Annotated in this window: 7 protein-coding genes; 3 read left to right on the forward strand and 4 right to left on the reverse strand. The window is 39.8% G+C overall.

Annotation, left to right across the window (positions count from 1 at the left end):
* Nucleotides 1-445: phosphoribosyltransferase family protein (locus tag ACOJS8_RS14610; RefSeq protein ID WP_420149283.1), on the forward strand; the 445-nt coding region annotated here is incomplete at its 5' end.
* 4 nt (nt 446-449) lie between these two features.
* On the opposite strand, the gene ACOJS8_RS14615 is transcribed toward ACOJS8_RS14610, so the two are convergent.
* Both ACOJS8_RS14615 and ACOJS8_RS14620 read right to left on the reverse strand, forming a co-directional pair.
* Nucleotides 450-626, reverse strand: coding sequence for a hypothetical protein (locus ACOJS8_RS14615; RefSeq protein ID WP_420149284.1), 177 nt, complete (start codon nt 624-626; stop codon nt 450-452).
* Between the two features lie 93 nt (nt 627-719).
* A complete protein-coding gene (locus ACOJS8_RS14620) occupies nt 720-3,719 on the reverse strand; it encodes a DEAD/DEAH box helicase (RefSeq protein WP_420149285.1) in 3,000 nt (999 codons plus the stop codon).
* Between the two features lie 384 nt (nt 3,720-4,103).
* Here ACOJS8_RS14620 and ACOJS8_RS14625 point away from each other — a divergent pair, with 384 nt between their 5' ends.
* Nucleotides 4,104-4,592, forward strand: a complete 489-nt coding sequence (locus tag ACOJS8_RS14625; RefSeq protein WP_420149286.1) for a low affinity iron permease family protein — start codon at nt 4,104-4,106, stop codon at nt 4,590-4,592.
* Nucleotides 4,593-5,021: 429 nt separating this feature from the next.
* A complete protein-coding gene (locus tag ACOJS8_RS14630) occupies nt 5,022-6,254 on the forward strand; it encodes a glycosyltransferase (protein ID WP_420149287.1) in 1,233 nt (410 codons plus the stop codon).
* A gap of 392 nt (nt 6,255-6,646) precedes the next feature.
* Here ACOJS8_RS14630 and ACOJS8_RS14635 read toward each other — a convergent pair whose 3' ends face one another.
* Together ACOJS8_RS14635 and ACOJS8_RS14640 are read right to left on the reverse strand one after the other, a co-directional pair.
* On the reverse strand, nt 6,647-8,419 hold the full coding sequence (locus tag ACOJS8_RS14635) for a hypothetical protein (RefSeq protein ID WP_420149288.1): 1,773 nt from the start codon (nt 8,417-8,419) through the stop codon (nt 6,647-6,649).
* A 318-nt stretch (nt 8,420-8,737) separates the two neighbouring features.
* On the reverse strand, nt 8,738-11,554 hold the full coding sequence (locus ACOJS8_RS14640; RefSeq protein WP_420149289.1) for a type ISP restriction/modification enzyme: 2,817 nt from the start codon (nt 11,552-11,554) through the stop codon (nt 8,738-8,740).
* Nucleotides 11,555-11,601 lie beyond the last annotated feature (47 nt).

The raw sequence follows: 11,601 nt of genomic DNA on the forward strand, positions 1-11,601 counted from the left end.
TTTTCAGATTTACGAAAATAATTTTGAGGAAACAGACTTGCTGCTAGCAGGCATAGCAGGGGAGGGTTACGTTCTGGCGCAGGCGTTAACGCAGGAATTACAGACGATTGCTCCGTTTTCAGTACGTTTAATTCAGCTTAATCTCGACAAATCACAGCGCACTCAACCGCCCGTTCTGCCTGAACTTCCGGACATGAATTATGCTGATATGGTCGTCATTGTTGTTGATGACGTATTATATACGGGCCGTACGCTTGCCTTCAGTTTGCAGCCTTTTCTGAGTGTACCGCTGCGGAAATTACAGGTAGCCGTCCTGGTCGATCGAAATCATCCGCGCTATCCAGTAGCCGCCGATTATAAAGGATACGAATTAAGCACTACGCTGACAGAGCATGTAGACGTAGTGCTTAGTGATGAAACGCAAAAAGGGGTATATGTGCGGTAGGTGATTACGCTTTTGTACTGCGAATCAGGCTGATACCAGCAAAGAAGAAAACACCTCCCAGAATGAGGTAAACAAACGAAGCCTGGGCAACGCCACCTTTAGTAAAATCAATACCACCATAGATCAAACCTACCAGACCAACCAGGGTCAGAATGATTCCTAACATACTTTTAGCAGTCATATAACAAATTTTTAGGGTGAATGATAGCGTGTTTGGTACATAACAAACATCCGTCAGAATATTCCCTGAAAATTGTTCATTTGGCGGCACGTCTTACTCCAGCAAAGCTATAATATCTTCTTTTGTAAGGGATTTCATGAAGTTCTCTTCTGTTGTAATCAGGCTACCGGCCAGTTGCTGCTTGGCCCGCTGCAACGACAGAATTTTTTCCTCCACGGTATTTTTGGCAATGAATTTATAAGTAAAGACCGTTTTTTGCTGGCCGATACGGTGGGCACGGTCAACGGCTTGAGCCTCAATGGCTGGATTCCACCAGGGGTCCAGAATAAACACGTAGTCAGCAGCCGTTAAATTGTGCCCTAATCCGCCTGCCTTGAGCGAAATCAGAAAGAGCTTTACGGAATCGTCAGTCTGGAACAGATTAACCTGGCTTTGCCGATCGGTTGTTGAGCCATCCAGGTAAGCATATTTGATGTGCTTCTCTTTTAAATAATGCTGAACAACGTTTAAGTGTTTAATGAACTGGCTGAATATAAGAACTTTGTGGTTTTCAGTCATCGCGCTTTCCAGACGAATGAGCACATCTGCCAGTTTGCCGGAGCCACCTTCATAGTCGGCATCGACCATACGAGGATGATTGGCAATCTGGCGGAGCTTGGTCAGGCCCTGTAAGACCACCATCTGCGATTTGGCCATCCCCTCTTCCTCAATATGTTCCAGAATAAGGTTACGATAATAGGATTTAGCCTCCTCATACTGTTTTTCCTGATCAGGTGTCATCTCCGAATAAAGCACACTCTCTACTTTCGCGGGCAGATCGGTTGCTACCTGCGCTTTATTACGCCGGAGCATAAACGGTTTAATCAGGCTATAAAGCCGATTGATTTTGGCATCGTCATGCCGCTTTTCGATCGGAATCTGAAACTCGTTCCGAAAAAACGACTGACTGCCTAATAAACCCGGATTAATAAACGACATCTGCGACCAGAGATCCATTGTACTATTCTCGAGAGGGGTGCCCGTCAGAATCAGTCGATAGGCCGTATTGAGCTGAACTACTGCCTTCGTGATGTGCGACGACGGGTTTTTAATAGCCTGCGACTCATCTAGAATGACGTAGTTGAACCGATAATCGCTGAGTATATCGATGTCGATTCTGACAATACCATACGATGTCAGAATCAAATCATATCCATCAAATTGAGCGGTGTTTTTCTCACGATACGTACCCGTATAAACCATTACACGTAGGTCGGGCGTGAATTTGCGCGCTTCAAGTTCCCAGTTGTAAAGCAGCGAAGTTGGCATAACCAGCAAACTCGGAGACGTAGTACCCGCTTCCTTCTGGCCCTGTAGCATAGCCAGCGTCATAACCGTTTTTCCCAGCCCCATATCATCGGCCAGACAGCCACCAAATCGATACTGACGCAGAAAATTCATCCAGTCATACCCCGCTTGTTGGTAAGGACGTAGCGTGCCGTTGAACTGTACTGGCAGGGGGAACCGTTCTATCTCCTCAAAATCGCGTAATCGTTCCAGCTTACGGCTAATAACTGTTGTGGCCAGGTTATCGCGCTCCAGTTCACGTACTAAAGCCAAATGATGTTTCTGAAGTATCAGGCCATTACTGGCATTGTCGAGCCCATCAATATGTTCCAGAAAACCAAACAGTTCGGAGTATTTAGCAAACCAGGTTTCAGGAATAACCGCTATCTCACCATTAGGGAGCTTGAACTCTCGCTTTTTGTTCAGAATCAGCGTCCGCAGTTTCAAAAAAGGAATTTCGAACTCACCAAAGCGCACGTTGGCGTATATGTCGAACCAGTCACGTCCTTCCTGAATGGAGACGTTTAGGCTTGAATAACCCAGAAAATACCGTTTAGTGTCCTGAGCATCCTGGCGTAGTACAAAATCGGCCTCCCGCAATTGGGAACTCTTATCCGATAACCAGGCAAACGCTTCGGCTTTCGAAAGTACCAGACGACCGTTACGTAAGTCGAGTCCCGAGTCGCGTAGGAAATTTATTTTTTGGCGTTCCAGACGTTGATCCCGGCGAATTTTGTGGAAAATGTACTCCTCATTTTTCTTCTCCAGGCTCACGTTAGATGACGCCCCGAAACTATCAAACCGGAACGTAAAGTCGCCGTATTGAAAAGATAAATCAAGTACGATACGCTGGCTGGATTCATCATCGCGCTCAGCAACTTCTGCCGAACCTGCTCCGGACTGAACGAGCGATACCGGCACTGGTCGGCCAGACGAGACCAGTTCAGAAACAGTTAAAACAGGAATTGGCTCAAGGTTTTCTGAACGTATTTCGAACCCTTTGGCATATACGTCATAAGAAGCAATTAGCTGAGTTACAAAGCGCTCATAATACTGTTGTTCAATATTTCGGGGAACAACGATATGGTTCTTATTAAAGAAAGGACGTAGCTTTTTGCCGTCTACATTTTTACTGAAATGATAGAGTCGGTTGCCAACCATCATATAGGCTGGCTCATCACAGATCATGAGTGCATCCTTAAATTGAAAATCTACTCGCTCAGTTTCTGTGGAGCCTCCATCCCGAGAACCGATTGGATAACGAATGATCGGAAAATAATGCGTTGAGTCGGCATTACGAACAAAGTGAAAATGAACTTTAGCGGGTTCAGGCATCCAGGTGATGGGCTCCCAGGCTGGATTACCGTCGTTGCCCATAATATAGAACGGCTTACCAGGCAGCAAAGCCATGATTTGCGCCTTGATAGTCTCAAGGTAACTGCCAATGGTCTCCTGTATGAGCTTATCACCTTTCTGGTTATCGTATATTTTTAGAAAAAAATCGACGGCGGGTAATTTCCGCGCATTGAATTTCTTAACAATCGTATCCTGCTGAATGCTATCGATGAGTTTAACTAGTTCAAAATCACGTTCGTCCAGACCTTTGGCAAACTCGCTAACGTTCTGTGTCGATAGTGTCTGATTTTGCAAAGTCAACTCACCGCGGCCATTACGTTGCACTACAAACGCTTCAATAAGATACCCTAGAAACTCGTGATCCAGCAGCGAATACACGATTTGAAACGGTTGTAAAGGCGAGACTTTCATGTGGATTTAACAATTCATGGCAGCCCCTGCCGAAAGGCTAAAGCGCCAGAAAAGGATGAACATTAGCTATACTAAAACCGGGTGGACGATTCTTCGAGTCTTGCCGAAAATTGATTCAAAAAATACTCATAATGAGCAAATTATGAATAACTCGCATTTGTCGAAGGTGTCAAATATACGAACCAAAACAAATTGTCCAAGTCTGAATCAGACAAAATCTATAAATGGCATTTAGCGGGTAGTAAAACGTAGTGAATGACAGAAAAACCCGAAGAGTAAACGAATGTAAGGATGGCTTAAATCTCCTATAAACCCCTGAACCACAAGCGCTACATAACTTTATTTCGTGGTACAGGTTACCTCTATTATTCACTATGCATCTATATGGAAACTCAGCAATCGACTTCGTCAGTTATATCAAAAGGACTCTTTGAGCGCTTTTCATCGGCAGTAGCGAAAGCAACGGGTAGTTCAGCGGCTTTTATCCTGGCTCTTTTAACGGTAATTATCTGGGCAGTTTCCGGACCTTTCTTTCATTATTCAGAGGAATGGCAGCTTGTCATCAATACCGGTACGACGATTGTTACGTTCCTTATGGTCTTTTTGATTCAAAAGGCTCAGAATAAAGACTCAATGTCAGTTCAGTTAAAACTTAATGAGTTGATAGCTGCTACGAAAGGAGCCAGTAACCGTCTGGTTTCTGTAGAAAATCTGACCGAAGAAGAATTGATGATTTTACAGAAGCATTATCAGGCAATGGCTGATATAACTAAGCAGGCCTCTGATTTAAGACAATCGCACTCGGTGGAAGAAGCGATCAAGGATACTGCTGAGAAACTCGAAAATGAGTCAGAGTCAGGACATACCTTATAAGCATAATGGTATTAATTAATCAGGTTTTTGAATTATACCAGAAAGTGATTATTATCTTCTGCGCTTCACGATTATTTTTCATCATTGGTATATATCTTGGATTTCGCAATTCCTCCTCTGCTACCGTATGCCCAAAGACCTCATCTTAGAAGCGTCATTACGTGCCTGTCAATATCATGCAGCCATCAACTACGAGGGCTGTATAGCCAATATTTTAGTCTACAGTTCTCCATTCTGCCGGGGAGTCAATACAATTCTTAGTTAGGCCATTCCCTCACAATTTGAACATATACTCTTCACAGGTGGTAACATGATTACCCTTGGTCTAAACTGTGAATTGGGTTGATCAGAAGAGATACTACCTTTTGTACTCTATGAATCACAAATAGTATTTAAATAATAAAGCTCAACCTCATCAATGCATAAAGTATGATTCAGCAACAACCTGGTTCTAAAAAACTCGTTTCCTTAAGCGATTCAAGCCAACCTCTATTATTAAATCGGACTCCCTCTACTGAAAACTCATCAGGCAAGGTTACTGACTTACTTTGTTTTTCTCATTTACGGTGGAACTTCGTTTACCAGCGTCCTCAGCATTTGCTCAGCCGGGCTAGCAATGAATGGCGAACCTGGTTTTGGGAGGAGCCTATTTGGGGTGATAGAACCTGGTTGGAAATTCGTCAGATGAGTAATCAGCGATACGTAGTTGTCCCGCATCTACAACATGGCATAAGTAAGGAAGCCATTGATAATCAGCAGCGGGATTGGGTTCATCACCTGCTCGACCAGTATCATATTACCGATTACATCGCCTGGTACTATACCCCCATGTCTTTGTCGTTCACAGAGGATTTGTCCCCTCGGTTAACGGTTTACGATTGCATGGATGAGTTGTCGGCTTTTCGTGGGGCACCTCCTCAACTGCGGAATCGGGAGCGTCAACTAATGCAGCGCGCAGACTTGATTTTTACCGGCGGCTACAGTCTGTTTGAAGCTAAGCGTGCCCTTCACCAGGCCGTATATGCGTTTCCAAGCAGTATTGATTTTGATCATTTTGCCAGGGCGCGTAAGAACCTGCCTGATCCTGCTGATCAACAACCTGTGGCAGCACCGCGTATTGGGTTTTCGGGTGTTATCGATGAGCGATTTGATACAGAGCTATTAGGAGCCATTGCCGCCCGTCGGCCAGAATGGCAATTTATGTTAATAGGGCCTGTTGTCAAGATCAATCCAGATATTCTACCTAAGGGCCCCAATCTGCATTACATAGGTTTAAAATCGTACAACGAGCTGCCTGCTTATTTTAGTCATTGGGATGTAGCTATGTTGCCATTTGCCCTTAATGAGTCAACTCGCTTTATTAGTCCCACAAAAACCCCCGAGTATTTAGCAGCTGGCTTGCCTGTTGTTTCTACGGCGATTCAGGACGTAGTGACCAGCTATGGACGTTACGACCCGGTTTGGATTGCCGACTCTGTCAACTCCTTTGAACAAGGAATCAGTGAAGCTTTAATTAATCGAAGTTCATTGGACTGGTCAGGCGTTGATACGTTCCTGAACAATCACTCTTGGGATCGTACCTGGACAGCTATGCAGGAATTGATTGAAGGAAAACTTAAGCTTTCCGCTTCTTTATCAGACTCCCTGAAGAGTTTGGAGTAAGAATTCGTTACGTATTCCATATAAAAGCCGTATTACTGATGAACGTAGTAATACGGCTTTAACAATTTCCTAATGACATTCTAAGCGTCTTCTAATATCAAACTGTAAGGATAGCATTACCTTCGTACAGTGAACATGCTATTTTAGGTAGTGCCCAGAAAAACGTTGGACCAGCTTGAGTCCAACGTTTTTTTATAATCGGTTCAACTAACGAAAGGGAAAGATTATAAAGCAAAAAAGACACTGATTATCAGTGTCTTTTTTGCTTGTACCAGGAGCGGGTACAAAATACATATATAAATTGCTGATAGGCAATTACTTATAAACAATGAGTAACAAATAAGAAACATTTTTTACATAGAGAGTATAAATTTTCTAAATCGATATCGAAATTATTTTACAAATTTTCTAAAGGCTGACACTATTTGAAAAATAAAGTAAGCTAGTACAATTCTGTGTAGAATATCAAACAGAGCTGTTAATAGGTTGTATCTACCATCCTTAAATGCTCTATCAAACAAATATGTAGGATTCAGCATTTGGAAGAATGAGGGTTTATGCACCCAGTAAGCTATTAATGTATCTTGCCAATCTTCTATGTACGATGAGGGGGCAAGCATATTACGATAGGAAGCAGTAACTATCAAGAAATAAAATATAATTGTAAAGGCGAAAAGCCAAAGAACTGGCTTTTTCCAATTAGATCCATAATCGTTAGATTGATTTATAAACATGATTAAGCGATCACCATTATAAGGTTTTTGAGTATGAGTCAACTCCTCTTTAAACGCTTCCATCTCGTATTGCTGAAATAGTAGAGACTGAATTCTATCACCTTGTTTTTCCAAGCCATATTTTAACTGTCTAAACAATTCTTTTCTACGCTTAGGACCAATGTCTTTTCTCTCAATGCTGCTTGCTATCTCGAGTTGATCAGGTGTAAACCAATGGACGTTGGAAACAATAATTTCAGATACTATACTGTCATTTATTATTATTTTCTTAAAACTGTTTAAATGAAGATTAAAGAACTGAGCTGCTCCTAGACTTGAATTTAATAATGAAAATTCACTATTATTACTCTTGTCTGAAGTGCAATTCAATAACTGAAGCTTACTAAAATTTGAGAAATTTAAAAAATTTAATTTGTGAAATTGTATTAAATCAAATATCAGATTAGCTCCTGAATTTACTCCTTGCATTGAAGCAATATTAATTTTAAAATCTCTAATTAATATTTGTCCTTTTAGTAACGCTGAGCAATTAATATTTACTGACTCTAATTCATAAGGATTAACCACATTGCCTAGTCCATTTATAAGTAAAATTTCATCAAAAACACATGTATCTATATGGATTTCTTTACAACCTCCTTGTAACTCTAGAGGGACATTATTTGAGGTAGGCGAATTGTAAAAAAATTCACAGCTTCGTTTGAATTCTGTTCCTATTAATGTAAGATATCCACTAGAAGATTTGACGCACTCAAATTTCACGTCATCTTTAAATGACCCATAGTTAAAGGTGATACCATGTTGTAAGTTTGAATATCTAACAAATATATCTTTTTCTGATTCCACCTTAATAAATGCAATTCTGCTGCAGTTTAAGGATTCAATTCTAATTTGTCCTTGCAAAATAGACTTTTGGAAACTCAAATCCCCTTTTATTACAGTTTCGTCAATATTAATAGTTTCGCTGATTTTGCTATCAACAATACTGAATTGGCTACCACCGCCACAAGTTACGCCATATACATTTATTGAATTAATATCACTTTCTGACTTTATACCTAATCCTCTTTCTAAATAAGAATTTTGAATATTTAATAATGATTTAATTGAAGTCGTACCAAGGTGAATAGTATTATATTCTTCCATAGTAGGCTTTTCATGCCCTATGTAAGAAGACGTGCAATCAATAACATTAAAATTTTTATGAAAAACGCAATTATAAAAAAATAGTCCTTCTTTCAAATCCACATGAATAAAATTTACGTCTTCTGCAAATTCACAATCAATAAACCTTATGCCATCACATTTGAAATCAATATTGTCTTTAACACTCAATGAGTCTCCGATCTTATAACCTTTAATCTCTATGGGTTGGCCTACACTATTAAACAGCTTCTTAATAAAAGTTGAGGATGTAAATGAATTTTCCATTTAAAGTAGACATATTAATTTGAAAATATGAAATTTAATTTAGCTTACTTACTATTTTTCACTGTTCATCAAGTTCGATTAAGGTTTACTTGTTATACAGTCAACTGTAGCAGAACCAATTTGATTAATTCGTTCTAGAAGCCGTTTCTGTTACCATATAGAAAGGACAAAGTCTTTTGACTTTTTTAGTCTTCCCGCATTTTGCGCCTAAACAGCTTGAAATTATTTGTATTTATTCTCTCCAAAATAGACTGAAATCTCAGCAATAAGGCCGGTTTCAATCCTCAAAAAGTCAGGTTTCGTTAGGTCTTCAACGTCTTAAATCCAATCCCGCGTTAGATCGTCTATGGCTTTCATTTGCTCTATTGTGAAAGCTAACACGTTAGCCACCTTTTCGACATTCTCAATTTCGTCTAATGAGAGTATACGATCTTTTCGATCTTTCAGATACTTATCTAAGACCTGATAGCATCCTATTCTAAACTCATACACATCTGCCGGTATATTATCAAAATACTGAGCTGAATTAATATACAGCTTTCCTTCTCTGTAAAATGGCTTATTTACCTCATTATTACCTGCTCCCATATAATCACCTAAACCACTAGCAGGAATATACTTCAGCAGATGAGCTTGAACTAATGCCCAACCTAATTCAGCTAGGTTCTCAAACACGATAATATCATCTGTAAAGGGAATTCTTGGAAAGTCAGTTTTTAACAACTCAATGTACTTAGTGCGGTATTTAGGAGAGTGTAAAATTGCATAGATATAACCAAATACCGTTTCAGGCTTAGAGGTAAGCCCTCGCTGGGTGAGATATATAATAAACTCTTTCTTGAAATTTACCTTTCTCTCGTTCATACCTGCGAATAAACCTGTACCTTCTTCATATAGATATAGGGGGGCTGAGTAAGTCCTTTCTTTTGTCAGGTTTGATAAGGTACAGTTATCACTTAAGTTAGCTGTAACAAACGCATGTTGAAAATCAATTACTGTGAATCTGTTTGTTAACAAAGCTATATTGTCAGATAACATATGTTGCATTACTTCTGCTCTTGCCCTTTGATAAAAACCGGATGATTTTCCTGTATAATAGGTATAACGTGTATCAAAAGGACGATACAGTATCTTTGTAAAGCTACCCCTACTTCTCCTAACATCTTCTTGGGCGAAGGATATTTTCCATTCTCGAGTATCAGATCCTAAATCGAACTTATCCCTTATAGTTTCAATATCTAATTTGCTCAAATTGTAAACAACATCATTTATTTCAGAGCTGGTAAACTTAATCGTAAGTTTATCGCGGGCCGTTGTTATTCCTATATTTATTATATTGAAAATATCTTGTAGAGACAAATACGAGTCGTATTGTAATGAATCTTTCTCATCAACAGCCCTGAACAAGTAATTTGGTGGATTTGGTTGCAGCTTTTTTAGTGGTAAATCTTTGATAGCCTCTTTTTGTGCCCATTCATATTTTTCTTTTCTTCGACCGAAAAGATTATAAATAAACACCCCTTTTTCTACATTAGGCTTTTTAATAAAAAGAACTATTGCAACTCCTTGAATTATATCAAACACATTCTCATCACGTGCTCCATCAGCATCTTCTTCTCTTTTGTTTGTATTACCATGTAGGTCAATAATAATAATTTGATTAAATGTATTCATCAGGCTTTGCCTCATACCCCGATTAGTGATATTGTCTAAGTATGAGTTGTCGGTAATAATACATATAATACCTTCTTTTACCTGCTCCATTTTCCATTGAGCAAAGCGGATAAATTTTACATAATCATTCTGGTTAGCTCTAGGATTTTTCTCTTTCATTTTAACACCGTCAACTAAGCTGTACGGTATTAATTGATTCCCAATCCAAGTTTTGACTTTTCGCTTTACATCTTTTCCATGAATTAGTTCTGTAACCTCTTTTTCGCTTGGATTTTTAGAATTATAATTATAAGGTGGATTTCCGACAATGACCAAAATAGGTTTCTCTTTCACTTTTTGGGCTTCTTTACCCTCACGGGAGAGGGCAGGCAAAAACGCACTGTATTGTGTGTTTATCGGCTCTAAAGTGTTAGTCAGGTAAATTTGTAAGCGTTCTTTACTATTTTCTTTTCCTATCTCATACCCGTTTTCTTTAAGATACTGCGATAGCTTCAGATGAGCAACGGTATAAGGGGCAATCAGATATTCAAATCCATATATATTTTTTAGTATGTGTTCCTGAATAATCAGCTTACGTTTTGGGGAGTTGGCCGGCAGATGCTCCATAATCTGTTTAACCACTTCTAACAAGAAAGTACCCGTGCCAGTAGCAAAATCTAAAACCGTCACTCGGTTGCGGTCGGCTAATCCGTCGGTAATGCCAAACGTATCTTTAAGCGTGTCATTCACCGCCCGAACAATGAAGTTTACAATAGGTGGTGGGGTATAATAAACGCCTTTTTGATCTCTCAGCTTTCGGTCGTATTGGCTTAAAAAATCCTCGTAGAAATAAAGATAGGGATCTGCGGCATCTCCCGTGTTCTTTTGATTAAAAGATAATGTTTCCTGAATAGCGGATAAATCTAGATTATTAAGAACGCTTAGAATTTCATCAACTATCCATCTTACCTCCTGATAGACTTCATTTTCTAAACGGTCAAGAAAGCCCATCAACTCTTTAATCAAATCAAATGATTGAGGAATAAATCGTTTGGCGTTGTAGAGGTTAATAGTCTGCGTATCTGCATTCAGTTTAGCTAGAAACAATCCGTAACTCAACATTTGTGCGAACGCATCGCAGAACTCAGATACGGTTAATTCAGATGATACATTACCCTTAAACGTTTCGTATAGACCAATAAGTGGGCCATGTTCTTCATCGTGTAGATGGCTATTTAGTTCGGTTTCTAAGAACTCTTTCAGGTTGCGGGTACGGGTAGCCAGCGCTTTAGCTAACCCTTTGGCGTTGTTTACACCTTTTGGAGCCTGAGACAAAAAGCCCTCAATTAATGCTGTTACCTCTTGCTCTCTATCAGCACTAAGTTTAAATCGGCTGTTGCTTAAATCCTCAGCGTAGCATAGTCGGGTACGGGCTTGCGGTTTACCATTTTTGAGCCAAACCCATTCTAAGTAATCTGTCACTAGTATATTGTCTGACAGTTCACTATATTTCCTGATTTGATCGGTTT

It is taken from the genome of Spirosoma sp. (assembly GCF_048594605.1).
Lineage (GTDB): Bacteria > Bacteroidota > Bacteroidia > Cytophagales > Spirosomataceae > Spirosoma.